This is a genomic window from Prosthecomicrobium sp. N25, assembly GCF_037203705.1.
In the GTDB taxonomy this organism is placed as follows: Bacteria; Pseudomonadota; Alphaproteobacteria; order Rhizobiales; family Ancalomicrobiaceae; genus Prosthecodimorpha.
On record NZ_JBBCAT010000002.1, the window covers coordinates 614,351 to 638,655 of the forward strand.

At 70.5% G+C, this 24,305-nt stretch carries 21 protein-coding genes; 11 read left to right on the forward strand and 10 right to left on the reverse strand.

Going from position 1 to position 24,305, the window contains the following annotated elements; translation table 11 throughout:
* Positions 1 to 92: 92 nt before the first annotated feature.
* Positions 93 to 1,220 carry a sugar ABC transporter substrate-binding protein gene (locus tag WBG79_RS17710; RefSeq protein WP_337358509.1) on the reverse strand — a complete coding sequence of 376 codons (1,128 nt, stop codon included), beginning with the start codon at positions 1,218 to 1,220 and terminating at the stop codon, positions 93 to 95.
* Between the two features lie 386 nt (positions 1,221 to 1,606).
* On the opposite strand from WBG79_RS17710, the gene WBG79_RS17715 reads away from it, so the two are divergent.
* The 4 genes from WBG79_RS17715 (at position 1,607) to WBG79_RS17730 (ending at position 3,715) form a co-directional block, all read left to right on the forward strand.
* Positions 1,607 to 2,026 carry a nuclear transport factor 2 family protein gene (locus WBG79_RS17715; protein ID WP_337358510.1) on the forward strand — a complete coding sequence of 140 codons (420 nt, stop codon included), beginning with the start codon at positions 1,607 to 1,609 and terminating at the stop codon, positions 2,024 to 2,026.
* 23 nt (positions 2,027 to 2,049) lie between these two features.
* Entirely contained in the window at positions 2,050 to 2,376 is a 327-nt protein-coding gene (locus WBG79_RS17720; RefSeq protein ID WP_337358511.1) for an antibiotic biosynthesis monooxygenase family protein, read from the forward strand.
* Between the two features lie 161 nt (positions 2,377 to 2,537).
* Positions 2,538 to 2,726, forward strand: a complete 189-nt coding sequence (locus WBG79_RS17725) for a hypothetical protein (protein ID WP_337358512.1) — start codon at positions 2,538 to 2,540, stop codon at positions 2,724 to 2,726.
* 380 nt (positions 2,727 to 3,106) lie between these two features.
* Positions 3,107 to 3,715 (forward strand): HdeD family acid-resistance protein, encoded by a 609-nt coding sequence (locus WBG79_RS17730; RefSeq protein WP_337358513.1) that lies wholly within the window; start codon positions 3,107 to 3,109, stop codon positions 3,713 to 3,715.
* On the opposite strand, the gene WBG79_RS17735 is transcribed toward WBG79_RS17730, so the two are convergent.
* The gene (locus tag WBG79_RS17735) at positions 3,712 to 4,113 is read right to left on the reverse strand and encodes a Rid family hydrolase (RefSeq protein ID WP_337358514.1); all 402 of its coding nucleotides are present in this window, start codon (positions 4,111 to 4,113) and stop codon (positions 3,712 to 3,714) included. The genes WBG79_RS17730 and WBG79_RS17735 overlap by 4 nt on opposite strands.
* Before the next feature lie 131 nt (positions 4,114 to 4,244).
* On the opposite strand from WBG79_RS17735, the gene WBG79_RS17740 reads away from it, so the two are divergent.
* The 7 genes from WBG79_RS17740 to WBG79_RS17770 all read left to right on the forward strand — a co-directional run bounded on the left by WBG79_RS17740 (position 4,245) and on the right by WBG79_RS17770 (position 10,377).
* Positions 4,245 to 5,003, forward strand: coding sequence for an ABC transporter ATP-binding protein (locus WBG79_RS17740; RefSeq protein WP_337358515.1), 759 nt, complete (start codon positions 4,245 to 4,247; stop codon positions 5,001 to 5,003).
* A complete protein-coding gene (locus tag WBG79_RS17745) occupies positions 5,000 to 5,740 on the forward strand; it encodes an ABC transporter ATP-binding protein (protein WP_337358516.1) in 741 nt (246 codons plus the stop codon). Before WBG79_RS17740 ends, WBG79_RS17745 begins: the two co-directional genes overlap by 4 nt.
* Positions 5,740 to 6,636, forward strand: a complete 897-nt coding sequence (locus WBG79_RS17750; protein WP_337358517.1) for a branched-chain amino acid ABC transporter permease — start codon at positions 5,740 to 5,742, stop codon at positions 6,634 to 6,636. Before WBG79_RS17745 ends, WBG79_RS17750 begins: the two co-directional genes overlap by 1 nt.
* A complete protein-coding gene (locus tag WBG79_RS17755) occupies positions 6,633 to 7,580 on the forward strand; it encodes a branched-chain amino acid ABC transporter permease (RefSeq protein ID WP_337358518.1) in 948 nt (315 codons plus the stop codon). Before WBG79_RS17750 ends, WBG79_RS17755 begins: the two co-directional genes overlap by 4 nt.
* A gap of 38 nt (positions 7,581 to 7,618) precedes the next feature.
* Complete coding sequence (locus WBG79_RS17760) at positions 7,619 to 8,875, forward strand: ABC transporter substrate-binding protein (protein ID WP_337358519.1); 1,257 nt, start codon at positions 7,619 to 7,621, stop codon at positions 8,873 to 8,875.
* On the forward strand, positions 8,865 to 9,326 hold the full coding sequence (locus WBG79_RS17765; RefSeq protein WP_337358520.1) for a hypothetical protein: 462 nt from the start codon (positions 8,865 to 8,867) through the stop codon (positions 9,324 to 9,326). The genes WBG79_RS17760 and WBG79_RS17765 overlap by 11 nt, the downstream gene beginning before the upstream one ends.
* 343 nt (positions 9,327 to 9,669) lie before the next feature.
* A complete protein-coding gene (locus WBG79_RS17770; protein WP_337358521.1) occupies positions 9,670 to 10,377 on the forward strand; it encodes a Crp/Fnr family transcriptional regulator in 708 nt (235 codons plus the stop codon).
* Positions 10,378 to 10,417: 40 nt separating this feature from the next.
* Here the strand turns inward: WBG79_RS17770 and WBG79_RS17775 are convergent, their stop codons facing one another.
* From WBG79_RS17775 to WBG79_RS17810, 8 genes are all read right to left on the reverse strand, one after another.
* Positions 10,418 to 12,862 carry a sensor histidine kinase gene (locus tag WBG79_RS17775; RefSeq protein ID WP_337358522.1) on the reverse strand — a complete coding sequence of 815 codons (2,445 nt, stop codon included), beginning with the start codon at positions 12,860 to 12,862 and terminating at the stop codon, positions 10,418 to 10,420.
* A gap of 275 nt (positions 12,863 to 13,137) precedes the next feature.
* A complete protein-coding gene (locus WBG79_RS17780) occupies positions 13,138 to 15,015 on the reverse strand; it encodes an ABC transporter ATP-binding protein (RefSeq protein WP_337358523.1) in 1,878 nt (625 codons plus the stop codon).
* Positions 15,016 to 15,275: 260 nt separating this feature from the next.
* Entirely contained in the window at positions 15,276 to 16,352 is a 1,077-nt protein-coding gene (locus tag WBG79_RS17785) for a tartrate dehydrogenase (RefSeq protein ID WP_337358524.1), read from the reverse strand.
* 109 nt (positions 16,353 to 16,461) lie between these two features.
* Complete coding sequence (locus WBG79_RS17790; RefSeq protein WP_337358525.1) at positions 16,462 to 19,755, reverse strand: AAA family ATPase; 3,294 nt, start codon at positions 19,753 to 19,755, stop codon at positions 16,462 to 16,464.
* A gap of 125 nt (positions 19,756 to 19,880) precedes the next feature.
* A complete protein-coding gene (locus tag WBG79_RS17795) occupies positions 19,881 to 20,855 on the reverse strand; it encodes an ArsR/SmtB family transcription factor (RefSeq protein ID WP_337358526.1) in 975 nt (324 codons plus the stop codon).
* Between the two features lie 30 nt (positions 20,856 to 20,885).
* Positions 20,886 to 22,427 (reverse strand): arabinosylfuranosidase ArfA, encoded by a 1,542-nt coding sequence (gene arfA / locus WBG79_RS17800; RefSeq protein ID WP_337358527.1) that lies wholly within the window; start codon positions 22,425 to 22,427, stop codon positions 20,886 to 20,888.
* Between the two features lie 15 nt (positions 22,428 to 22,442).
* Positions 22,443 to 23,267 (reverse strand): ABC transporter ATP-binding protein, encoded by an 825-nt coding sequence (locus WBG79_RS17805; RefSeq protein ID WP_337358528.1) that lies wholly within the window; start codon positions 23,265 to 23,267, stop codon positions 22,443 to 22,445.
* Positions 23,264 to 24,304: an ABC transporter ATP-binding protein gene (locus WBG79_RS17810; protein WP_337358798.1), complete on the reverse strand. Its 1,041-nt coding sequence runs from the start codon at positions 24,302 to 24,304 to the stop codon at positions 23,264 to 23,266. Before WBG79_RS17810 ends, WBG79_RS17805 begins: the two co-directional genes overlap by 4 nt.
* Position 24,305: the final 1 nt, after the last annotated feature.

Genomic DNA, 24,305 nt, shown 5'->3' on the forward strand with positions numbered 1-24,305 from the left:
CTCGGCGTGGGGCGGGGGGATGATCGAGACGGACCGGCCCCGCGGGCACGCAAGGCGCCGTGGGGCCGGCCGGAGAAGAGCCATCGGCTCCGTCAGTTGTTGGCTTCGCTCTTGCCCATGATCTCGGTCGCCGTGATGTTGACGTTGCACGGCGGGAATTCATTGGGGGTGAAGAAGTTGTCGGTCAGATCGGGATAGTAGTTGACGTTCGCCTTGAAATCCGGGTGCTCCACATAGGGGATCGGCACCGAGATCATCTGCGGCATGACCTTGCCCTGGAGGGCTTCGACGGCCGCCTTCATCGAGATGGCCACGAGGCCCGGCGACTGACCCGCGGAAGCGCAGAGCAGACCGTCCTTCGCGTGCTGGGCGCAGAGCTTGCGGAAGCCGTTCTCGGCCTCGCCGGAGACCGGGATGAAGGGATGCTTGGCGTCGATGAGGGCGCGCACGGCGCCGGTCGATCCGCCCTGCACGAACATGCCGTCGAACTTCTTGTGGACCGCGAGCGCGTCGGCCACGACCTTCTGCGCCGTTCCGTCGTCCCAATTGCCGACGACCTCGATGATCTCGAACTTGTTGCCGGAGCCCTCCATGATCTCGCGGAAGCCGACATGGCGGTCGCGGTCGACGGAGTTGCCGGGCAGGCCGCGCACCTCGAGGATCTTGCCGGCCTTGGCGGGGATGTTCTTGACGAGCCAGCGGCCCATCAGGCGGCCCATCTCGAGCTGGTCCTCGTTGACCATCATGACCTCGTCGGAATCGAGGACGTTGTCGAAGGGGACGAGGACGACGTTGGCCCCGTTGGCGCGCCGGATGACCGGGCCGAAGGCGGTCGGGTTGACCGCGATGGTGACGATCGCGTCGTAGCCGGAGTTGATGAAGTTGTCGATCGCGCCGATCTGGGCGGCGACGTCGGTGCCGGTGGAGACGACCTTCAGCTCCTTGATCAGGGGCTTGATGTCGGGCTGCTCGGCGAAGGCCTTGGCGGTCTTGATCATCTGGATGCGCCAGGTGTTGCCGACGAAGCCGTTGGCGATCGCGATCCGGTAGGGGCCCGGCTTGGCGGACCATTTGAACATCTTGGTGTTGGAATCCCAGGGCTTGAAGCAGGCCGGATTCTCGCTCTGGGCCTTCACGACTTCGGGTCCGGCGAGCGCCGGGGCGGTACCGAGGGCCAGACCCGCGAGTCCGGCCAGGATCATCTTCGCGACGTGGGGCATGGATCTCCTCCCGTTGGTGGTCCCGGCAGTCTTCGCCGCCGTGTGGTCTTCATCTCGGCTCGACTGGACATCGGCGCATGCGGAACAGTCGTCGGGGCGGCCCATCACGGGGCCGGACCGTTTCCAGGCAAACGCGGTCATGCTCGGACCCGATTCCGGACCGGGACCGACCTCGATGTCTCTGGAATTCCGCAAGACGATGGCGACGGACAACTCTTCCCCCGTCTGCCGTCCCATCGGTAATAGGAGGCTACATCGCTGCGGGTCGATGTCAAGCCGATCGGTCCGAGGAATAGGGCCCGGTCCGCGGCGGGGGCGCCGGCGGCCGCCCAGGGTTGCACGGCAGCGGGGTTCGGAGGACACTGGCCCCCACATGGGAGGCGGCCATGAACACCGATCGCAGCAAGGCGGACCTGCTCGCGGGCCTGTACCGGACGTGGGGCGAGAGCAAGGGAGCGGTCAATCCGTTCCTCGACCACATCGCCGAGGACGTGAGCTGGCACTCCATGGCGGACGGCGCCGAAGGGATGGAGTTCACCGGGCGCATCTGCTGCCTGGACGACGTGAAACGCTACTTCGCCGTGCTCGCGGAAGACTGGGAGATGGTCTACTACGAGGTGGACGACGTCATCTCGGAGGGGGACAAGGCGGTGGCCATCGGGCGCTGCGGCTGGCGCAACAAGCGGACCGGCAAGACCGCGACCGTCCGCAAGGCCGACGTCATCCGGTTCCGGGGAGACAAGATCGCCGAGGTGACCGAATTCTACGACAGCGCCGCCGCCCTCGCCGCGGCACGTCCCGACTGAGCGGTGGTCCGGGAGATCCTTCGATGCTCGCCGTCATCTTCGAGGTCTGGCCCGCCGAGGGACAGAAGGACGCCTACCTGCGCCTGGCCGCGGACCTCCGCAGCGAGGTCGAGGCCATCGACGGGTTCCTGTCGGTCGAGCGGTTCGAAAGCCTCTACGAGCAGGGAAAGCTCCTGTCCCTGCAGTTCTGGCGCGACGAGGCGGCCCTGAAGGTCTGGCGCACGCATCTCGACCACCGGCGCGCGCAGGCGATGGGTCGGAACGGCATGTTCCGGACCTACAGGCTGCGCGTTGCGGAGGTGGTTCGCGACTACGGCCCCCACGAGCGAGCCGAGGCACCACTCGACTAACGCGTGCATCGTCGCCTCAGGATGCAGGCCATTTGCATGCAACTTGGAATTTTTTTCGGTGTCTGCTGAAGAAACCAGCTTCACCGAACCGGAACAAACCTGTAAGTTCTGACGTTGGTTAACGCCCCGTATCGCGGGTGGGATTTCAAAGGGAGTTGTCGATGAGTAAGGTCGTATCGTTGGCCGCTCTGATCATCGTGGGTTCGGTCGGCATGGCGCTCGCCGACGGACCTCGCCGCACGGGCGGCGAGGGTGTCCTCGGCGTGCCGGGTCCGATGGCCGGATTCGGCCTGCCGGTCGTGCTCGCGGCCTTCGGGTACGCCTGGATCCGGGCCCGCAAGTCGAGCTGACGCATTGCCCGTCCCGGTTCGGGGCGGCCTCGTCGAAAATTCCGAGGGGCATGGTTCGCGACTGCGGTCGGAACCGTGCCCTTTTCCGTTCATGCCGATGCAGCGGGCGCGACGGGCCTGGCGGCCGCCGGGGACCGCGGCAGCCGTGAATCAACATCCTCCGCCGTTCAGGCGCCCGGACGACCTTAAGCCTCGGAGGCCGGCAAGGCCGGCCCCGCCCTGCGGATCCGGCGCGAGCGGTCGGGGCTGGCCCGGCGTCGCGCAATCCCTCGACGCTCCGGAGCTGCGGCCCGCGACGGGACGAGCTGGAACGTAAGCGTGAGCTTGGTGTTATTCTCTCCGCTCGGCGCCGCCGGCGCCTGGCGAGGGAGATCTGGTCCATGACGATCCGCAACGACGGGGACATCCGCCGCGAGCCCGTGACCCCGCCGACCCTCGGCGGCGGCGATCCCATCATGAGCGCCTCGCTGGCCCGGAACTGGTGGGCGCTCGCCCTGCGGGGCGCGGCGGCCGTTCTGTTCGGGATCATCGCACTTGCCGCGCCGGTGGCGGCGATCCTCTCCCTCGCGCTCCTGTTCGCCGCCTACCTGGTGGTCGACGGGGCCTTCGGCATCGTGGCCGGCGTCCGGGCGGCGGCGCGGGGCGAACGCTGGGGCCTGCTTCTCGCCGAGGGCGTCTTCGATCTGGTGCTCGGCGTTGCCCTGGTGGCCTTCCCGGCCGGCGCGGTGGTCGGCTTCATAATCGCGGTCGCGGCCTGGTCGTTGCTGACCGGCGTGCTCATGGTCGCGGCCTCCTTCAAGCTGACCCGCGAGCACGGGCGGCTGTGGATGCTGCTCGCCGGGATCGTGTCCTTGCTCTTCGGCCTCGCCCTCGCGGTCGCGCCGCTCATCGGCGCGGTGGTGCTCGCCTGGTGGCTCGGCGCCTATGCGCTCGCCTTCGGGGTGCTGCTGCTCGTGCTCGCCTTCCGGCTGCGCAGCCGCCTCGCCTAGCCGGGCCGCCGGCGCGGGCGGGGCTTCAGGGCCGTCACCTCGATCTCGACCAGCGCCTCCGGCACGGCCAGCGGGGCGCAGAAGGTGGTGTTGGCGGCCCGGGCCGGTCCCAGCCGGCGGGCGACCACCTGCGAGACGGCCGCCACGTCCGCGGTGTTCGGCACGATGACGCGGACACGGACGACGTCTTCGACCCGAGCGCCGGCTTCGCCGAGCGCCCATTCGATCGTGTCGATCGACTTCTCGGCCTGTGCGGCGGCGCCCTCGGCGAAGCGGCCGGTGGCGAAGTCGGCGCCGACAGTGCCGGAGACGAAGACCCAGTTGCCGTCCACGACCGCCCGGCTGTAGCCGGCGAGGGATTCGTAGACCGATCCTGTGGAAATGAAACGGCGCGTCATGGCGGTCCTCCCGGCTGGCGTCCCGCCCCGGCGGAAGCGCGCCCCCGGCGCGTCAAGCGCTTGAATTGACGGGGGTGCCGCCATGGCTATCATCGCCGGGCCGTTCCCTTCCAGTCGTGGATCAGCCGACCGTGCTGCAAGTCCGGGGTCTCGTGAAAAGCTTCGAGGGATTCCGGGCCGTGGACGGCGTCGACCTCACCGTCCACCCCGGGACGATCACGGGCGTGATCGGTCCCAACGGGGCGGGCAAGACCACGCTCTTCAACCTGGTCGCTGGCGCGCTCGCCCCCTCGGCGGGCAGCGTGACCTTCGCGGGGGAGGAGATCGCGGGGCGGAAGCCGGACCGCATCTTCCGGCTCGGCCTCGCGCGGACCTTCCAGATCCCCCGGCCGTTCCCGCGCATGACCGTGCTGGAGAACGCCATGGTGGCGGCGGTCGGCCAATCCGGCGAACGCTTCTGGAACGCCTGGTGGAACCGGTCCGAGGTTCGCCGTCAGGAGGCGGAAATCCGGGAGCGGGCGGTCGAGCGGCTGCGGTTCTGCGGGCTCGGCGAGAAGCTCGGGGAATTCGCCGGCAACCTGTCGGGCGGCCAGCAGAAGCTCCTCGAGCTCGCCCGGGTGCTGATGAACGAACCGAAGCTGATCCTGCTCGACGAGCCGGCGGCGGGCGTGAACCGGACCCTCATGGAAACGCTGGTCGACCGCATCCTGGCTCTCAAGGCGCGCGGGGTCACCTTCCTGGTGATCGAGCACGACATGGATCTCGTCATGCGCCTGTGCGACCCGGTCCACGTGATGGCGCAGGGGCGGCTGATCTTCTCGGGGACTCCCGCCGAGGCGCAGCGCGATACGGCGGTGCTCGATGCCTATCTCGGGGACCTGCCGGCATGACGGACCCGGTCCTCTCGGCCGAGGCGGTCGTGGCCGGCTACGTGCCGGGCTTTCCGATCGTGCAAGGGGCCGGCGTCGCCGTCGCGGCGGGCGAGATCGTCACCGTGATCGGGCCGAACGGGGCGGGGAAGTCCACGCTCCTGAAGGCCCTCGCCGGCCTGCTGGCGGTCGAGGGCGGGCGCATCCTGCTCGGGGGCCGGGACGTGACGCACCTGCCCATGCACGAGAAGGTCGCGGCGGGGCTCGCCTTCGTGCCGCAGACCGGCAACGTCTTCACCACGCTCACGATCCACGAGAACCTGGTGGTCGGCGGCCATACGGTCCGGGGCGAACTCCGGGCGCGGCTCGAGGAGGCCTACGCGCTCTTTCCCGACCTCGTGGCCAAGCGCGCGGCGCGGGCCGGGTCGCTCTCCGGGGGGCAGCGGCAGATGCTCGCGGTGGCGCGGGCGCTGATGACCCGGCCCCGGGTGGTGCTGCTCGACGAGCCGACCGCCGGGCTGGCGCCGCGCATGGTCGCGCAGGTCTTCACGGACCTCAGGCGCCTCGCCGGGAAGGGCGTGGCGGTGCTGATGGTCGAGCAGAACGCCAAGGCGGCGCTGCGCATCTCCGACCGCGGCTACGTGCTCGCCGGGGGCCGGAACCACGCCTCGGGCCGGGCGGCCGACCTCCTCGCCGACCGGGGCCTCGCGGAGGCGTTCCTGGGGGCGCGGGCCGAGACCGCCGAGAGGAGCGCCTGATGCTCGGCCAGACGATCGCGGACGGGATCCTGACGGGGGCGATCGTGGCGCTCGGCGCCATCGGGGTGTCGTTCGGCCTGCAGATCCTGCGCTTCGCCAACTTCGCCCATTCGGAGCTCCTGACCTGGGGCGCCTACCTGGCGCTCGTCTTCGTCTCCTTCTTCGGCCCCGGCACGCCGACGGGGCCCTTCACGTTCGGCTGGCAGCTCGTCGCCGCCATGCTGCTCGCCGGCGGGCTGACGGGCCTGCTCGCCTGGCTGGTGGACCTCCTGGTATTCCGTCCGCTGCGCGCCCGCGGGGCGCCGCGGCTCTCGCTCGTGTTCGCGGCCTTCGGGGCGGCCCTCATCCTGCGCCACGTAATCGTGCTGATCTGGGGCCACGGCACGCACGCCTATACGCGCGAGCTGCAGATCGCCGTCGAGGTCCTGCCCGACGTCCGCATGCTGCCCGACCAGCTCTTCATCCTGGGCGTGACCGTCGTGACGGTGGCGGCGCTGCACCTCTACCTCACCTACAGCCGCACCGGCATGGCGATGCGCGCCATGGCGGAGAACCCGGCGCTGACGCGCGCCTGCGGGGTCGAGGTGGAGGGCCTCGTCCGGTGGACCTGGATCCTCTCCGGGGCGCTCGCCGCGATGGCGGGGGTGTTCCTCGGCCTGACGCCGCAACTGCATCCGGAGATGGGGGCGAGCCTGCTGCTCGCACTCTTCGCCGCCGCCATTCTCGGCGGGGTCGGGTCGCTGCCGGGCGCTGTGGTGGGCGGGCTCCTGGTCGGGCTCTCCGAAAACGTCTCCACCCTCTTCGTCTCGACCGGCTACAAGACCGCGATGCCCTTCGTGCTCCTGCTGCTCGTCCTGTTCTTCCGGCCGCAGGGCCTCTTCGGGCGCAAGTCATGATCGGGCTCTTCTCATACCTCGTCTTCTTCGCCTGCGTCGTGCTGATCCTCGGCATCGTGGCGCTCGGGTTGAACCTGCAGTGGGGATACACCGGCCTTTTCAATGCCGGCGTGGTCGGCTTCTACGCGATCGGGGCCTACACGCATGCGATCCTGACGGCTGCGCCGAAGCCGGAACTGATCGGCAACCTCGGGCTGCCCTGGATCGTCGGCATCCTGGGCGCCATGGCGGCGTCGGGGCTCGCCGCCTGGGTGGTCGGCCTCGCCACGATCAGGCTCCGGGACGACTACCTGGCGATCGCGACCTTCGGCATCGCCACGGTGATCCAGCTCGTGACACTCAACTGGGAGGCCCTGACGGGGGGCGGCAACGGCTTCTCGGGCATTCCCCGGCCGCTCTCCGGCTGGCTGACGACGCCCTTCTCATTCAATCTCGGCTACCTCGCGCTGCTCGCCGGCATCGTCGTCCTGGTCACCCTGGCGCTCGACGCCATGCTGGCGGCGCCCTGGGGGCGGGCGCTGCGGGCGGTGCGCGAGGACGAGCAGGCGGCGGTCTCGCTCGGCAAGGACGCGACCAGCTTCCGGCTCCAGGCCTTCGTGCTCGGGTCGATGCTGATGGGGCTGGCGGGCGCGCTCTATGTCGGCTTCATCGGCTTCGTCAGCCCGTTCGACTTCCTGCCGATCCTCACCTTCCAGGTCTGGGCGATGGTGATCGTCGGGGGCAGCGGCAACAACCGCGGGGCGCTCCTCGGCACGCTCGTGGTCTGGGGGCTCTGGGCGGCGTCCGGCATCGCGGTGACCAAGCTGGTGCCGCCCGCCTACGCGGCACAGGGCGGGGCCGTGCAGGTGATCCTGATCGGGCTTCTGCTGGTGCTGTCGCTTCTGTTCCGGCCCGGTGGACTCCTCGGAGAAAATTCGATCAACTCGAAGCCAGCCCGCGACTGAAGCGGGGATTCAACGACCAGACGGGAAGGAGCACGTCCATGTTGAGACTGACAGGCGGCCTCGCGGCCTTGATGGTGGCCCTCGCGGCCAGCGGCGGCAGCGCGGAGGCGCAGACGGCCTGCCCGGTGAAGATCGGCGGCGTGCTGCCGCTGACCGGGTCGATGGGGCCCATCACCAAGAAGATCGCCGAGAGCGCGCAGCTCGCCATCGAGCACATCAACGCCGGGGGCGGGGTCAAGGGCTGCCCGGTGCAGTTCATCCTGCGCGACGACCAGGGTCAGCCGACCGTCGGGGTGGACGCCGCCAAGTATCTGGTCGAGGTGGAGCGCGTGCCGGCCTTCACGGGCACCATCTCGTCGGGCGTGACGGGACCGATCATCTCGGCCGTGACGGCGCCTTCCAAGGTGGTGCAGGTCTCCTGCTGCTCGACCGCGAGCCCCTTCACGGACGGCCGCAGCCAGGGCTACTTCTTCCGCACCCTGCCGACGAGCCGGACCCAGGCCTATGCCACCGCCTCCGAGATGGCGCGGCGGGGCCTCAAGAAGACGGCGGTGATCTACGTCAATACCGATTTCGGGTCCGACATGCTGCGCTTCGTGCGCGAGGTGCTGCCGAAGCTCGGCGGCGAGATCGCCATCGAGGTGCCCTACAACGACAACCAGCCGAGTTACCGCGCCGAGGTCACCAAGGCGCTGTCGGCGAAGCCCGAGTCGCTGCTCTTCATCGGCTTTCCGAAGGACGGCGTGACGGTGGTGCGCGAGTGGCTGTCGCTCGGCGGGTCCCAGAAGATCGCCCTCAACAACTCCAACCGCGTCAAAGACTTCGTGGACGGCGTCGGGGCGAAGTTCCTCAACGAGGCCTTCGGCATGGACAACGCCCAGGTGGAGGGTCCCTCCGTGGACGCCTTCAACAAGGCCTTCGAGGAGAAGTACAAGTACGACAGCAAGGGCCCGGGCGTGCACACCCAGTACGACGCCGTGATGGCCATCGGCCTCGCCATGAACATCGCGCCTGAGCTGACCGGGCCGGCCATCAAGGACGCGATGCGCAAGATCCACACGCCCGGCGGCGAGACCGTCGGCACCGGGCCGGAGGAGTTCAAGAAGGCGATCGAGCTCATCAAGGCCGGCAAGCCGATCAAGTACCACGGCGCCACGGGGCCGCTGGAGTTCGACGCCAACGGCGACGTGACCGGGCCGGCGCTCGTCTGGAAGATCGAGAACGGCGAGATCAAGACCGACCGGATCATCTCGATCGGCGAGATGCAGGAGCTCTTCAAGAAGTATGGCGGCTGAGGCGGCCTTGGCGGGCGGGGATCTCTGCCACGTAGCGGCCGCGCGGGTGGCGGTGCCGGCCGGGTTCGCGTTCGCGTTCCTGGCCGACCCGCTCCGGCTCGGCCGCTGGTCGCTCGGTTGCATGGAGACCGGGCCGACCGACCGGCCGGGCCTCTACACGGGCCGGTCGCTGTTCGACGGTGGGCAGGGTTTCTTCTCGGTCGAGGCGCATCCCGAACTCGGCCTCGTCGACTGGCGCGTCGGGCCCGCCGACCGGCTCGTCCGCCGGATCAACGCGCGGGTGGTGCCGGGTGCGGACGCGGGACTGGCCGACGGCGAATGCCTCGTCATCCTGACGGCCTGGCGCGTCGAGGGCATGCCGACGGCGCGCTGGGAGCGTCTCAAGGCGGCGCACGAGGCGGAGATCTGGCTCATCAAGGAGCAGGCGGAAGCTGCGTGGGAGGGGCGTTGAGGCCCTGTCGGCGGCTCCGCCGGGGCTCTCCCGGTCGGGCGCGGCCCGCCCGGCCGACGGGGGCGTCGGCCCCCGGCGCGGTATGCCGTCGAGCACCGCCCCCGACTCCGTAGGCAACCTATCCGTCATTCTACTGAGACATCGCGTCATGTCTCTTTGCGCATTCGTTTTTGCTTACGGGTAAGGCCGGTGATCCTAGTTATGGCCATGCAAGAGTTCGGGCCGGTGCTTGAACTGCGTTCGACAAATCTCATCTGAGCACTGCTTGCGACGCCGTCCGGGCCCGGCCGGCCGAGGGACACTCGCGCAGCCGCCCGTGACTTTGGGGGAACGCATGAACGCGATGCCCAGGAACTTCCTGCTCCGCGCCTTGTCCAGGGAAGGCCGCGAACAGGTGCTGATGCGGTGCGACTCGGTCTCCCTGTCCCAAGGCGATCTGCTCGGCGACGCGGGGCAGCCCATGTCGCATGTGTACTTCGTGGAGAGCGGGATCCTGTCGGTCCTTTTCCAACTGCCCGACCGGGAACTCGAGGTCGGCATCTGCGGGCGGGAGGGATTCACGGGCGTGCCCGTGGTGCTAGGCGCCGCGCAGACCCCGTTCCAGATCATCGTCCAGTCGCCGGCCGCCACGGTCCTGCGGATCTCCTCCGACGTCCTGCGCGCCGCGCTCGGGCCGCGGGAGGAGGACATGACGGTGCTGCGGCGCTACTGTTTCGCGTTCCTGACGCAGGTCGCCGCGAATGCGCGCGCGGCAGCGTGCTTCACTCTGGAGCAGCGGCTCGCGCGCTGGATCCTGATGGCTCACGACCGCACGGACGGCGACGTGATCCACCTCTCCCACCAGTTCCTCGCCGAGATGCTGGGCGTGCGCAGAGCAGGGGTGACCGTGGCGACCCATGTGCTGGAGGGCAGCGGTTACATCAGCGCCAGCCGGATGACCATCCAGGTGCGCAATCGGGACGGCCTCCTGGGCGTGGCCGGCAGCTCCTACGGCCTGGCGGAGGCCGAGTACGAACGCCTGATCGGGTGCGCGCCGCGTCTGGCTGCCTGAGGTCGGCAGGGCGCCCGGCCAAGCGGGCCGGAGCCCGGCATTACAGCATGCGCTGCAGGCGGAGGGCGGACGGGGCCTCGTCCGTCTCCTGCTGCTCCGGAAGCGTCACCGCGATCGAGCAGCGCAGGCCGTCGGGGGCGAAGTCGAGTCGGACCTTGCCGGTCCGCTCGCCCGCCACGCTGCGCTCGATCATGCGGGTGCCGAAACCGCGCTGGCGCGGCGGGGCGACCGTGGGGCCGCCCCGCTCGGTCCAGACGAGGTCGAGGCCGGCTCCCGCGCCGGCCGCCGCGGGCCTGAGGGTCCAGGCGATCTCGACACGTCCTTCCGGGACCGAGAGCGCTCCGTATTTCAGGGCGTTCGTCGCCAGTTCGTGGAAGACGAGCGACAGGGTCACGGCCAGCGACGGGGGCAGCCAGACCGGCGGCCCCTCGACCTCGAAGCGGGCCGGATCCGACTGGACGCGGATCGCCGCGGCTACCACGTCCGCGATCTCGGCGCCTTCCCAGTTCTCGCGGGTCAGGATGTCGTGCGCCTTGGAGAGGGCGACCAGGCGCTGGTCGAGAGCCGTCCGGGCGGCCTCCAAGGTGCGGGCCGACCTGAGGGTCTGGCCGGCGAGGGACTGGACGATCGCGAGGGTGTTCTTGACCCGGTGATTGAGCTCGTGGACCAGGAGCTGCCGTTGGCGGTCGGCGCGCTTGCGCTCGCTGATGTCCAGGCTGACCGAGACGGCGCCGAGGATCGCCCCGTTGCCGTCGCGCAGCGGGATCGCATTGGTGAGCACCGTTCGCTCGCTGCCGTCCCGGTAGCGGATGGTGACCTCCAGGTCCCGCGTGTCGTGCCCGGCCGCGGCGCGGGTGAGGGGCAGGTCCTCGGTCGCGTAGGGCACGTTCTCGCGCAGGATTCCCACCACGTCCGGCTGGAACGGGATCTCGGCGAGGCCCTTCTCGGAGACGGGGAGCGCCAGCAGTTCGGAGGCGTAGCGGTTCGGCACCACGGTGCGCAGCTCGCGGTCGTAGGTGATCACCACGGCGGCCGGAACGGTGGCGAGGATGCCCTCCAGTTCGATGCTGCGTTCCCTGAGGGCCCGCTCGGCCTTGCGCCGGGCGGTGATGTCGACGCTCGCGAAGGCGACGCGCTTCATGCCGTCGGCGTCCGTGAAGGGCCGGAAGGTGCCGAGGCACCAGCGGGAGGGCAGGCCGGCGAGCTTGATCCTGTATTCCGCGCTGATCGGCGCCTCTTGCCGCACCGTATCCTGGACGATCTCCAGGAGCTTGGCGCGCGTGGCTTCGTCCATGGCCGTGTCGCGGGCGGCCGTGCCGTCCAGGCCCGCCCCGTCGCCGCCGAGGATCAGGGCCGCGCCGCGGTTGGCGACCGCGATGCGGAAGTCGTCCCGGTCCGGCTCGAGGATGCCCGCATGCAGTTCGGCGGAATCGAGCACGCTGCCGAGCAGCGCCTCCCGCTCGACGGCCTGCCTGCGCTCGCGGGCCCTCTCGGCGATGGCCGCAGCCGCCTCGTCGAAGGCTTCGGCCACGATGGCGAACTCGGCCGGGTGGTCGATCGTCTCGCGGGCGGGTTCGCCGGCCCCGAGCGCGAGTGCCCGAGCGGCGAGGCGCCGGGAGGCGGTCGCGAGCTTCTGGCCGAGCAGCCAGGCGAAGCCGGCCGAGACCAGAAGGCCCGCCAGCACGGCGGCCAGCGCACCGGCGAGCGAACGTCTGAGCGGCTCGGCCACGAGTTCCTCGGGGACGTTGGCGGCCGCGAACCAGTTGGAGAGACCGGAGCGGGCATAGCCGGCGAGCAGCACGACGCCCTCGAAGTTGACGGACGTGAAGGTGCCGGCGGGCCCGACCACGCGGCTGACGTAGTCCGGCACGCCGGGCTGACCGGAGACTTCCTCGTGGCGCTCCGACCGGGCGACGTAACGGCCGCGGCTGTCCCCGATGGCGATGATCCAGCCGGGCGGGACGGCGGGACGGATCACGTCCCGGACCCGCGTGGTCGGGATCGTCACGGCGAGCACGTAGGGGCCGGCACCCGGGCGCGGGATCGGCATCGCCACCGCGACCCGGGGGCTGCCCGAGACGGGGCCGATGTAGACGTCGGAGACCAGCGTCCGTCCCGCCGCGAGGGCGGCCTGCTCCTCCGCGCCCAGGGGGATGGCGGCGGGCAGCGCCGTCCCGAACGACACGGAACTGTCGAGGATCTGATTCGTCCCGAAGTCGCGGAGCAGGACCACTTCGCCCTGGCCGTTCGCGATCTGGCGCGCTTCCCGGTGGAAGCGCTCGAGGTCGCCTTCCGCCAGCGCGCTCGAGACCGACAGGCCCTGCATGAGGGCCGACAGGCGGGTCAGCTCGCCGTCGACCAGCAGGACGATCTGGCGCGCGTGCTGGAGGGCGTCTTGAACGTAGCGGTCCCTCTCGGCGCGGGCATAGCGGACCATCACCATGGCCCCGACCAGGACCAACGGCATGACGACGGCGGCGAACATCCCGAACAGATAAGCCGTAGTCGAAAATCGTCGTTCTCGAGCGGCCCCGCCGTTCATGACAGTCCTCAAATTGGCGACGTCATCATGACGAGGCGGTAGAACGCATTCAATACGCCGATGCCAGGCAAGAGTGGAAAAATACGCGATGCCGTAACGTCCGAAGCTCCCGTGCCGGCAAGCCGCAGGTTCCGTTACGGTCGCCCATTACATCGGTACTGCGGCCGAAACACGGCCGGCCCTGCCCGGGCCGCCAGAGCGGGGCTGTAGCCGCACCGTCAATTCTCGTCCGGGCCGGCCGTCTCGCGGGCCAGGAAGCCGCCGGACTGGCGACGCCACAGCCGGGCATAGATCCCGCCCGCGGCCAGAAGCTCGGCGTGGGTGCCGTCCTCGACGATCCGCCCCCCGGCCAGGACGACCAGGCGGTCGAGGTGGGCGATCGTGGAGAGCCGGTGCGCGATCGCGATCACGGTCCGGCCTTCCATGAGGGCCTCCAGGTTGCGCTGGATCGCAGCCTCGGATTCGGAGTCCATCGCCGAGGTCGCTTCGTCGAGGATCACGATCGGAGAACCCTTCAGGAAGACGCGCGCGATCGCGATGCGCTGGCGTTCGCCACCGGACATCTTGACGCCCCGCTCGCCGACATGGGCGTCGTAGCCGTGGCGGTCCTTGTCGTCGACGAGGCCCATGATGAAGGCGTGCGCCTCGGCCTTTCGGGCGGCCGCGATCATCTCCTCCTCGGTGGCGTCCGGCTTGGCCAGCTTGATGTTGGCGCGGATGGAGCGGTGCAGCAGGGCGGTGTTCTGGGTGACCACCCCGATCTGGCCGCGCAGGGAGGCCTGTGTGACGGTGCCCACGTCCTGGCCATCGATCAGGATCCGGCCGCCGTCCGGCTCGAAGAGCCTCAGGATCAGATTGACGAGCGTGGTCTTGCCCGACCCGGAGGCGCCGATCAGGCCGATCTTCTCGCCGGGGCGGACAACCAAGTCGATACTGTCGAGGATCCGGGTATCCCGGTGGTAGCCGAAAGTCACGGCCTCCAGCCGGATGCCGCCTTCGGCGATCCGAAGCGGGACGGCGTCCGGCCGATCCTGCAGGTGGAGCGGCTGGGTCACGAGCCGTTTCGAATTCTCCAGGACCCCGAGCGTGCGCAGGATGCCGTTCAGCTGGGTCATGAAGCGGCCGAGGAGCGCGTTCAGGCGGAGCACGAGGCCGAGCGTGAAGGCGACGGAGCCGACCGTTACGGCGTGCTCGATCCAGAGGTGGATGGAGAGGATGCCGATGGCCACGATGACGAGGCCGGAGAGGAGGTTCAGCGCCGTGCGGACCGCGGTCAGGGACCGGGTGAAGGGCCGATAGGTCTCCAGGTAGCGCTCGAAGGCGAGGCGGAGATAGCGGTCGGCGCGGTCGGCCGCGAACAGCTTCAGGGTCTCGATGTTGGCGTAGTCGTCGACCATGTGCCCGCTCGTTCCCGACCCGGCCTCCGCGGCTGCCTCCGACTGGCGCCGGATGCGGGGCAGGTACCACCAGGCGAGCCCGCCGAAGCCGGCGATCCAGATCGCCACCAGGGCGGCCAGCCGGCCGTCCAGGCTGCCCACCATGGCCAGCGTCGTGGCGGTGTAGATCAGCATGAACCAGACCACGCCGATCAGGCTCTCCATGAGGTCGCCGATCGCCTGGCCGCTCTGCCAGACCTTGGTGGCGAGGCTGCCGGCGAAGTCGTTCTGGAAGAACTGGAGCGATTGTCGGGAGACGTGCCGGTGCACCTGCCAGCGCACCAGATTGTAGAAGCCGGGCGCTACGGTCTGCTCGTCGACCAGCGCGGAGAGGAAGAGAGTGGCCGTGCGCGCGACGGCGACGACCACCAGAATGACCAGCAGTTCGCGCCCGGACGACGCCATCAGGGCGCTCCAGCTTCGATCGGCGTCATGGGTGTCGAGCATGTCGACGATCCGCCCGACGAAGTAAAACAGGCCCGCGTCGACGAGCGGCGACAGGCCGCCGACCACGGTCATCAGCGCGAAGGGAGCCTTGGCCTGGCGGACGTAGTGCCAGATGAAGGCCGCGAGACCGGAGGGCGGGACCTCGCCGGGCGGCTCCGAGAACGGGACGATCCAGTCCTCGAAGCGCCGGTAGACGAGCGCGATCAGCCCCATCGGTCACTCCCCCATCGGCCGGTGCCGCACGTCCCTCGGCGACGAACCCTGTCCGGCGCCGCGCGGGCCGACCTTGTTAGCCGTCGCATGCCAGAGCCCCCGGCGGCCTTGACGGGGATCAACGGGGCGACCGGATCCGGGCGCAAGGTGACGGGAGCATCGCGGCCAGGACCGCCGGTCGGCGGCTTTGCGATGCGACGTCCCATGGGGCGGCGCCGGTGCCGGACGGGTTCACGGTTACCCCCATCCGCCCGGCCTCCTCAGTCGTTCATGCCCTCGAGGGCGTCGATCACCGCCGCGGTCACGTCCGCCGTCCTGGCCGTGCCGCCGAGGTCGGGGGTGTGGAACCGGGGATCAGCCGTGACGCGCTCGATCGCGGTCATCAGCCGACCAGCGGCGCGCGGCTCGCCCAGGTGTTCGAGCATCATGACGGACGACCAGAAGGTCCCGATCGGGTTAGCCACGCCCTTGCCCATGATGTCGAAGGCCGAGCCGTGGATCGGCTCGAACATGGATGGGAAGATCCGTTCCGGGTTGAGGTTGGCGGTGGGCGCGATGCCGAGCGAGCCGGCGAGCGCGGCGGCGAGGTCGGACAGGATGTCGGCATGCAGGTTGGTGGCGACGATCGTGTCGAGCGTCTCGGGCTTCATGACCATGCGCATCGTCATGGCGTCGACCAGCATCTTGTCCCAGGTCACGTCCGAATAGTTCGCGGCGACTTCCGCGGCGATCTCGTCCCACATCACCATGCCGTGCCGCTGGGCGTTCGACTTTGTGACCACGGTCAGCAGCTTGCGGGGCCGCGATCGGGCCAGTTCGAAGGCGTAGCGCATGATCCGCTCCACACCCGCTCGGGTCAGGATGGAGACGTCCGTGGCCACCTCGATCGGAAGGCCCTGGTGGACCCGGCCGCCGATCCCGGCATACTCGCCCTCCGAGTTCTCGCGAAGGATCACCCAGTCGAGCTCCTTGCCCTCCACCTTGCGCAGAGGGGAGGTGATGCCGGGAAGCATGCGCGTCGGGCGGACGTTGGCGTACTGGTCGAAGGGTTGGCAGATCGCGAGCCGCAGTCCCCAGAGGGTGACGTGGTCCGGGATCTCGGGGTGTCCGGCTGAACCGAACAGGATGGCGTCGTGGTGGCGGATCCGGTCGCGGCCGTCCTCGGGCATCATGCGGCCGTGCCTCTTGTAGTACTCCCCGCCCCAGTCGAAGCGGTCGAACGCGAGGGCGAAGCCGCCGTCGCGCTCGGCGAGCGACGTCAGGACCTCGACGCCGGCTTCGACGACTTCGGTGCCGATGCCGTCGCCCGGGATTGCGGCGATCCGGTAGGTCTTCATGGGCTTCGTCCTCGAGGGTTGGGGAGTCTCCGGCCGCGCTTCGGGCGGGCCGCGGCGAAGGGCGGGGCGCCGGCCGGGACGCGTGTGGTCCGATCCGGGATGACGCCGGTCATCGGGGGCTCGACGGGGCCGGGATGACCGGCGGCCTGGGCGTTGCCGAAGCCAGGCGCCGGAGCATCGACCGGCGACGAAGGTCGCCGAGTGCCTCCGCCCGCTCCGCCAAGGCCGTCAAGACGGCCGCCCGGGACGTGCCGGCCCCGGAGCCCGCCGCGCCGGCGCGCGCCGTCTCGATGGCGAGGGCGGTCGCGGGCAGCGTCTGCCCGCCGACATAGACGTCGAGGGCCTCCGCGTGATGCGCCGCCTCCTGGTACGCGCCCGCCGCCAGGTGGGCGTCGATGAGCTCCGTCCGAAAGATCAGGTGGTTGTGGCACAGCGAACCGGCGGCGAGCAGCGCTTCCCCCTCCCGGATCAGGTCCTCGCGCTCCCGGGCGTCGCGCGTCGTGAGCGCGCGTCCGGCGAGGAAGACCGGCCCCATATAGGCCATGCCGGTCCGCCGCGCGAGCGCCAGGGCTTCGGCGAAGCCGGCCTCCGCCTCCGGCAGGTTGCCCTGGTCGAAGCCGATCTGGGCCACGAAGGCAAGGCCTTCGGCGACGAAGCGGGGCGCGTTGAGACGCCGGGCCAGCTCGAGGCTCGCTGCCGCATGACCCTTCGCGGCCTCGGGGCGGTCGAGGGCGCGCTCCGCGAAATAGGCGGCGTGATGAGCGATCATGAGAGCCCGGTCGTGCCCGATGGCGCGCGCGGCCTCGATCGCCGCAAGCGCCAGGTCCGCCGCTCCCCGGATGTCGGCGACCCAGAAATGCGTGATGGCCTGCATGGGCAGATTGGCGGCCGCGATCCGGCGCAGGTCGATCCCGGCGCTGCGCTCGACGCAGTCCCGGAAGCTCGCGTGCGCCTCGACCAGGCGGCCGACCATATAGGCGACGTCGCCGAGGCCCCCGAGCGCGGCCGCCTCCAGTTCCGTCGACCCGATGCGGCGCGCGATGCGGAGACTTTCGCCGTGGTCGCGCCGGCAGCCGGCGAAGTCTCCCTTCGGAAAGCCCAGGTTGCCGCGCAGCGCGAAGGCCCTCGCCTCCAGGTCCGGGAGATCGGCCGCGCGCGCCACCTCCAGCGCCTCGTCGACGTCGGCCAGGGCGGCGTCGACGCGATCGGTGATGCGCCGGGCCGAGGCCCTGCCGATCAGTGCGCGGGCCCGCGTCTCGGGGCCGACGGCGCTCCCCAGCGCCTGCGTGAAGGCCTCTTCGGCCCGGTCGGCCTCGCCCAGGCCGAGCAGCGCATCGCTGCGCAGGAGCATCAAGCGGATCCGATCCTCCGGATCCGGGGCCTGGGCGAGGGCGCGCTCGAGGAGGTCGAGCGCGGCCGCGTGCCGGAAGCGGGACAGGAGCCGTTCGGCCGCCTCGCGGCAGGCCGCGGGGGCCTCGGCGGATTCGGCACGGAGGAGGTGTTCGGCGGCCAGCACCGGGTCTGTCGCCCGGCAGCGGGCCGCGGCGCGGGCGTGGAGCCGGCGGCGCCTTTCGCGCAGGAGGGTGGCGTAGGCCGCCTCGCGCAGGAGCGCGTGCGGGAAGACGAGGCCGTCCGCCTCCCGCCTCAGCAGCTGGCGCTGGACGAGGATGGCCGGGTCGTAGTCCGGGTCGTCCAGGAGGTGGCGGAGGTCGTCGAGCGCGAAGCCCTGGCCGAGGACGGACGCGGTCTGGAAGGCCTGCCGGGCTTCGGGCGGGAGCTGGTCCATGCGGGCTTGGACGATGCTCTGCACCGAATCCGGCACCGCTTCCCGCAACCGGCTCTGCGCATGCTGAAGGAGCTGCTCGAGGAAGAGCGGGTTGCCGCCCGCCCGCTCGAGGCAGGCCTCGACCACGGCCGGCCCGGCCTCCGCGAAGGCCTCCGCGAGCCGTCGCGCCTCGTCTTGGCCGAGCGGACCGAGGTCGAAGGTCAGGACGGTGCCGGGCAGCACGAAGCCCGCGGCGGTCGGGTCGCCCTCGGGCCGGGTGGTGAGCCCGAACAGGACCGGCTTGTCGCGGGCGGAGAGGATGAGGCCGCCGAGGGTGGCGAGGGTCGCGTCGTCGGCCCAGTGCAGGTCCTCGGCCAGCAGGAGCAGGGGGCTTTGCCGGGCGTTCAGGTCGACCAGGCGCTCGAGGACGCTGCACAGGGAGCGCGTCCGGGCCAGGGCATCCAGGGCGTCGAGGGTCGATCGCAGCGATGCCGCCATGGGCAGGTCGAGGAGGTCCGCGAGCGTGGCCCGCTCCGCATCGGACGCGCCCGCCGCCGCAAGCGGCTCCTGCCGCTCCCGGTCGGCCTGCATGGGGCCGTCGTGAAGACGCTCCAGGAGACGGCTCGCCAGGCTCGCGAGCGCGGGGCGTCCCCGCTCGATGCCGAAATCGCGGACGGCGCCCGCGGCGACCGCGAAGCCCATCGTCTCCGCAGCCTCGCGCAGGGCCGCCAGCAACGTCGTCTTGCCGATGCCGGCCTCGCCCCTCAGGTACAGGACCTGACCGCGCCCGTGGTCCCGGCAGGACTCCAGGGCGGCGCGCTGGAGCGCGCGTTCCGTCGTCCGGCCGACCAGGGTGCCCGGCCGCTCGGGGCCGGCCGCGAGGAGCGCGGCGACGCGCCATGCGCCGAGCGGCTCGGGAAATCCCTTGAGCGCGAAGACGCCGGCGTCCTCCAGCCGGCAGCGGTCGGCGACGGCCCGGCGGACGGCGGCCGAGACCAGGATCTCGCCGGGGCCCGCGCAGGCGGCGAGCCGGGCCGCGAGGTTCACGGACGGTCCGGTGACGGTGCCGTGCGGTCCGGCCTCGGGGTTCGCGGAGGCGACGACCTCGCCGCTCGCCACGCCGGCGTGGATCATGAGCGCGCGGCCCAGGCGGGACGTCGCCGCGCCGAGCCCGTCCCGGATCGCGACGGCGGCGCGGACCGCACGCTCCGCGTCGTTGCCGTAGGAGATCGGGGCGCCGAAGACCGCCATCACGCAGTCGCCGATGTGCTTGTCGACCGTGCCGCCGTGATCGACCACCGCCTTGTCGGCCATCGCGAAGAAGGCGTCGAGCAGGGTCCGGACGTCCTCGGGATCGAGCTCGGAGGAGAGCCGGGAGTAGCCGACCAGATCGGCGAAGAGCACGGTCACCTGCCGGCGCTCGTCCCGTCCGGCCGCATCGCCGGGGGGCGGATCCGAACCGGGCAGCGCCGCGATCGCGTCCAGGAGAAGGCGGCGGTGGCCGACGGGCAGGACGCCGATCTCCTTCAGGTCCTCGGCGGTTAGCCGGCGCAGCACGACCGCATCGACGCCGTTCTCGGCGAAGGCGCTGCGATAGCGGCCGAGTCCCAGGCCTTCCAGCCAGTCGCCCACGTCCATCGGGCCGACCTCGAACGCCGAGCCCGGTCCTCGCCGGCCGGAGGGATTCCGGCGGACGGCGTCCGGATCGACGCTCGACCATAGCACGAGCGCCGGCGGTGATGGATTCCCGAGCACCGGCGCCCTCACCCGAGATGAAGGCGCATGAGGACGTCGTGGTTGTGGTTGCCGAAGCCCCGGCCGAAGATGTTCACCCCGCCGGGATGGACGGCGCTCTCGTCGATGCCGACGCGCAGCCGGATCGAATGGTGCGCCGACAGGTCCAACTGGTCGAGCGTGACGTCGGAGAGCTTGGTGTCGCCGAGCCAGGTGCCCTGCTCCGATACGTGCCAGCGGGTGAGCACGCCGTACTGCGAACCCTCGAGCTTCCACCAGCGCGGCGTGAAGGCGCCGCGCCGGTCGCCGTAGTCGCCGGGCGACGTCCAGGTTCCGATCTTCTTGCCGTTGACCCAGACGCTGATGTCCGAGGGCCAGTTGACGTTGGTGCCGGGCACCTCGGAGGAGAGCTCCATGACGAATTCGAGGGCCCGGACCGACCGGTTCAGGACCTTGGCGTTGTTGGGGAACTTGTACTCGACATGGCCGCGGCCGAACCAGATCAGCGCCGCCTGGACGCGGCAGGGGTCGAGGAACAGGTCGGGGACGTCGAGGACGCCCATGATGCTCTCGGTCGAGCAGAGGCCGCAGGGCGCGGTGACTTCGCAGCTCGTGTAGAGGCCGAGGGGCATCTCGACCTCGATGACGTTCCGGTCGCGGCTGGGATCCTCGGCGTCGAGGCGGATGACGACCTCGTCGAACCGGGCGGTGCAGATCTTCTGCTGGCCCTTGGCGGCCTTGCCGAGCTCGGTGACGATCAGCTCGCTGTCCTCGAGGATCTGGACGTTGGTGGCGATCGTCGACTGGGGCAGGTCGAGAGCCTCGGCGATCTGGTTGACGTTGAGGGGACCGCGGCGGCGCAGGAGGCGCAGGATGCGGATGCGCACCGGCGAGGCCAGGCCGCGGACCACCTCGAACTGGCGGTCCGGATGCACGATCAGGAAGCTCCGGCCGCCCCGACCGGCGTCCGGATCGTCGGGGGGGCGGCGCGGTCGTCCCGGCATGTCCTGCATCGGGGGTCCTCGGCTCGGTGCTCAGGCGCGCTGCAGGCGTACCACGTTCCAGGATGCGGGCTTCAGCGTGACGTTCAGGCGCTCGCCGTCGATCGACACGCCCTCCAGGGTCCGCGGCGCGATGCGCCCGGGCTCGTCGCGGGAGTTGACCGCCGACAGGTCGGCGTCGTGCAGTTCGTGGGCCTCGGCCACCCGCATGGCGCCGAAGCCACGGGCCCGGATGTCCACCGCCACCTCCTGGTCGAGGTCGCGGTTGAGCAGGAAGAGGCTGAGGCCCTCGCCGTCCATGACGGCGGCGTGCTTGAGGTAGGGAACGTCGCCGACCGGGAAGGTCAGTTCCAGGGCGCCGCGCGGGTCGTAGTACTGGCAGTCGTAGGTGTCGCCCTCGCTCTGGGTCCGGAGCACCCGGCCGCGCCCGAGGCGGCTCATCTGCGCGAAGGGGAAGAAGGTGGTCTGCCGCCAGGCCGGGCCGCCGGTCTCCGTCATGATCGGGGCGATCACGTTCACGAGCTGGGCGAGGCAGGCCACCCTGACCCGGTCCGCGTGATTGAGGAGCGAGATGCAGCAGCCGCCGAAGGCGAGCGCGTCCTCCATCGTGTAGATCTCCTCGAGGATGGGCGGGGCGATCGGCCAGCCTTCCTTGACGCGGTCGGCGCGGGAGCGGCGGGTGCGGTACCAGACGTTCCACTCGTCGAAGGAGAGCATGATGCGCTTCGTCGAGCGCCGGCGCGCCGCGACGCCGTCCGCGATGGCGACGACCTCGTCGATGAAGCGGTCCATCAGGTCCGGCGAGGCCAGGAAGGCGGCGGAGTCGCTCTTGTAGTTGTTCAGGTAGGTGTGCAGCGAGATGTACTCGACATGCTCGAAGGTATGCTCGAGCACCTCGTCCTCCCATCGGCCGAAGCTCGGCATGTTGCGGGCGGATGAGCCGCAGGCGGCGAGCTCGATGGTGGGATCGATCCAGCGCATCATCTTGGCCGCCTCCTTGGCGACCAGGCCGTACTGGGTGGCGCTCTTGTATTCCATCTGCCAGGGGCCATCCATCTCGTTGCCGAGACACCAGAACTTGATGTCGTGCGGCTCCTCCCAACCGTGCGAGCGGCGCAGGTCGGACCAGGCGGTGCCGCCCGGGTGGTTGCAATACTCGACGAGGTTCCGGGCGGCGTCGCCGGCGCGCGTGCCCAGGTTCACGGCGAGCATCGGCTCGATGCCGGCCGCGCGGCACCAGTCGACGAACTCGTTGGTGCCGAAGGTGTTGGGCTCCGTGGTGAACCAGGCGAGGTCGAGGCGCTTCGGGCGCTGCTCGACCGGTCCGACGCCGTCCTCCCAGTTGTAGCCGGAGACGAAGTTGCCGCCGGGATAGCGCATGATGGTCGGCCCGAGTTCCTTGACCAGCGCCATCACATCCTGGCGGAAGCCCTTGGCGTCGGCGGTCGGGTGCCCGGGTTCGTAGAGGCCGCCGTAGACGCAACGACCGAGATGCTCGACGAAGGCCCCGAAGAGCCGCGGGTCCGTCTCGCCGATGCTGAAGTCGCGGTCCAGGAGGATGCGGGCTTTTCTCATGGGTCGTCTCCGAAGCTACACGGGAAGCGCGTCGGCGCCGCCGGCCGTCTCGGGAACGAGCACGGCATCGCGGAGCTGGCGCGAATAGGGGTGAGTGGGGGCGGTGAGGACGGTGCGGGCGTCGCCGGCCTCCACGACGGATCCGGTCTGCATAATGATCAGCCGGTCGCTGATCGTGTAGGCCGTCGCGAGGTCGTGGGTGATGTAGAGGATCGAGATGCCGAGGTCGTCGCGCAGGCGCCGGAACAGGTTGACGATCGACATTCTGAGCGAGGCGTCCACCATCGAGACCGGCTCGTCGGCGACGATCAGGCGCGGCCGGGCGAGGAGGGCGCGCGCGATGGCGGTGCGCTGGAGCTGGCCGCCGGACATCTCGTGGGGAAAGCGGCCGCGGATCTCGGCGAGCGACAGCCCCACCTTGCGGAGAGCCTCGTCCATGGCGGCGTCCACCTCGGCCGGAACCGAGGCCCCGCCGAAGCGGCGCGCCGTCATGGCGAGATAGCGGTCGACGGGCTTCAGCGGGTTGAAGGCCTCGAAGGGGTTCTGGAAGATCGGCTGGACCTTGCGCATGAAGGCGAGCCGGGCCGCCTGGCCGCGCAACGCGGCGACGTCCATGCCCTCGACCAGCAGCCGGCCGGCGGTCGGCGCGGTCAGGCCGAGGATCATGCGGGCGATGGTCGTCTTGCCGCTGCCGGACTCGCCGATGATCGTGAAGATCTCCGGCCGGTCGGCCTCGAGCCTGAAGCTGACCCCCTTCACGGCCTCGGTGCGGCGGAACGAGAAGAGGCCGCCGCGGCCGTAGGTCTTGCGGACGTCCTGCAGGTCGAGGAGGGCGGTCATGCGGCGGCCCCCTCGACGGCATGGCACGCGACGCGCCGGCCGGGCGCGACCTCGGTCATGGGCGGGACATCGGTCCGGCAGCGCGGCATGGCGATCGGGCAGCGGGGGTGGAAGCGGCAGCCGGGCGGCGGGTCGGCGAGGCTCGGGGGGCTCCCCTCTAGGCCCTTGCGTGGCGTGTCGTCGCCGATGCGGGGGAGACTGGCGATGAGGTGGCGCGTGTAGGGGTGGAGCGGGCGCGCGAAGATCTCGCGCGTGGCGGCCTCCTCGACGAGGCGGCCCGCATACATGATGCCGAGCCGATGGGTGAGGTGCGCGTGGACGCCCATGTCGTGGGTGACGAACAGGACCGACGAGCCGAGGTCCTGCTGGATGCCGCGGATCATGCCGAGGACGTCCTTCTGGACCACCACGTCGAGGGCGGTGGTGGGCTCGTCCGCGATGATGAACTCCGGGCGGCAGATCGTGGCGAGCGCGATGGTCACGCGCTGCCGCATGCCGCCCGAGAGTTCGTGCGGGAAGGCCTTCAGGATCGAGCGGTCGAGCCGCAGCTTGGCCAGGTGCGCCGCCACCGCGTCGTCGAAGGCGGGGCGACTGCCGCCGAGGCCGGGGGCCATGTGGCGCCAGGCGAAGTCGCGGAACGTGGCCTCGACGCGCCGGAGCGGGTTCAGCACGTTCATGGAGCCTTGCAGGATCGTGGACAGGTGCCGCCAGCGCACGCGCCGGATCTCCTCCGGCGTGGCGAGGTGCAGGCCGTCCCGGCCGGGCAGGAAGGAGAAGCGGATCGTGCCCTCGACGACCTGCAGGGGCGGCTTGATGGCGCCCGCGACGGTCTTGATGAGCGTGGTCTTGCCGGAGCTCGATTCGCCGGCGAGGCCGTAAATCTCGTTCGGGCGGACCTCGAACGAGATGCCGTCGACGGCGCGCACGTCGCGGCGGACCCCGAAGGAGTTCAGCCGGAAATAGGCCTTGAGGCCGGTCACGGAGAGGACCGGCCGGGCGGCGGCCGCGCCGCGTTCGGCGAGCCGGGGGTCGATCATG

What these genes read in the sequence shown, in the direction of transcription:
- WBG79_RS17765 (WP_337358520.1), top strand. Translation starts at nt 8,865, where the DNA reads ATGGCGGCTGAGGCGGCCTTGGCGGGCGGGGATCTCTGCCACGTAGCG.
- WBG79_RS17775 (WP_337358522.1), bottom strand. Translation starts at nt 12,862, where the DNA reads ATGTTCGCCGCCGTCGTCATGCCGTTGGTCCTGGTCGGGGCCATGGTG.
- WBG79_RS17760 (WP_337358519.1), top strand. Translation starts at nt 7,619, where the DNA reads ATGTTGAGACTGACAGGCGGCCTCGCGGCCTTGATGGTGGCCCTCGCG.
- WBG79_RS17720 (WP_337358511.1), top strand. Translation starts at nt 2,050, where the DNA reads ATGCTCGCCGTCATCTTCGAGGTCTGGCCCGCCGAGGGACAGAAGGAC.
- WBG79_RS17805 (WP_337358528.1), bottom strand. Translation starts at nt 23,267, where the DNA reads ATGACCGCCCTCCTCGACCTGCAGGACGTCCGCAAGACCTACGGCCGC.
- WBG79_RS17725 (WP_337358512.1), top strand. Translation starts at nt 2,538, where the DNA reads ATGAGTAAGGTCGTATCGTTGGCCGCTCTGATCATCGTGGGTTCGGTC.
- WBG79_RS17780 (WP_337358523.1), bottom strand. Translation starts at nt 15,015, where the DNA reads ATGGGGCTGATCGCGCTCGTCTACCGGCGCTTCGAGGACTGGATCGTC.
- WBG79_RS17790 (WP_337358525.1), bottom strand. Translation starts at nt 19,755, where the DNA reads ATGGACGTGGGCGACTGGCTGGAAGGCCTGGGACTCGGCCGCTATCGC.
- WBG79_RS17730 (WP_337358513.1), top strand. Translation starts at nt 3,107, where the DNA reads ATGACGATCCGCAACGACGGGGACATCCGCCGCGAGCCCGTGACCCCG.
- WBG79_RS17715 (WP_337358510.1), top strand. Translation starts at nt 1,607, where the DNA reads ATGAACACCGATCGCAGCAAGGCGGACCTGCTCGCGGGCCTGTACCGG.
- WBG79_RS17735 (WP_337358514.1), bottom strand. Translation starts at nt 4,113, where the DNA reads ATGACGCGCCGTTTCATTTCCACAGGATCGGTCTACGAATCCCTCGCC.
- WBG79_RS17785 (WP_337358524.1), bottom strand. Translation starts at nt 16,352, where the DNA reads ATGAAGACCTACCGGATCGCCGCAATCCCGGGCGACGGCATCGGCACC.
- WBG79_RS17795 (WP_337358526.1), bottom strand. Translation starts at nt 20,855, where the DNA reads ATGCCGGGACGACCGCGCCGCCCCCCCGACGATCCGGACGCCGGTCGG.
- arfA (WP_337358527.1), bottom strand. Translation starts at nt 22,427, where the DNA reads ATGAGAAAAGCCCGCATCCTCCTGGACCGCGACTTCAGCATCGGCGAG.
- WBG79_RS17750 (WP_337358517.1), top strand. Translation starts at nt 5,740, where the DNA reads ATGCTCGGCCAGACGATCGCGGACGGGATCCTGACGGGGGCGATCGTG.
- WBG79_RS17770 (WP_337358521.1), top strand. Translation starts at nt 9,670, where the DNA reads ATGCCCAGGAACTTCCTGCTCCGCGCCTTGTCCAGGGAAGGCCGCGAA.
- WBG79_RS17745 (WP_337358516.1), top strand. Translation starts at nt 5,000, where the DNA reads ATGACGGACCCGGTCCTCTCGGCCGAGGCGGTCGTGGCCGGCTACGTG.
- WBG79_RS17710 (WP_337358509.1), bottom strand. Translation starts at nt 1,220, where the DNA reads ATGCCCCACGTCGCGAAGATGATCCTGGCCGGACTCGCGGGTCTGGCC.
- WBG79_RS17810 (WP_337358798.1), bottom strand. Translation starts at nt 24,304, where the DNA reads ATGATCGACCCCCGGCTCGCCGAACGCGGCGCGGCCGCCGCCCGGCCG.
- WBG79_RS17755 (WP_337358518.1), top strand. Translation starts at nt 6,633, where the DNA reads ATGATCGGGCTCTTCTCATACCTCGTCTTCTTCGCCTGCGTCGTGCTG.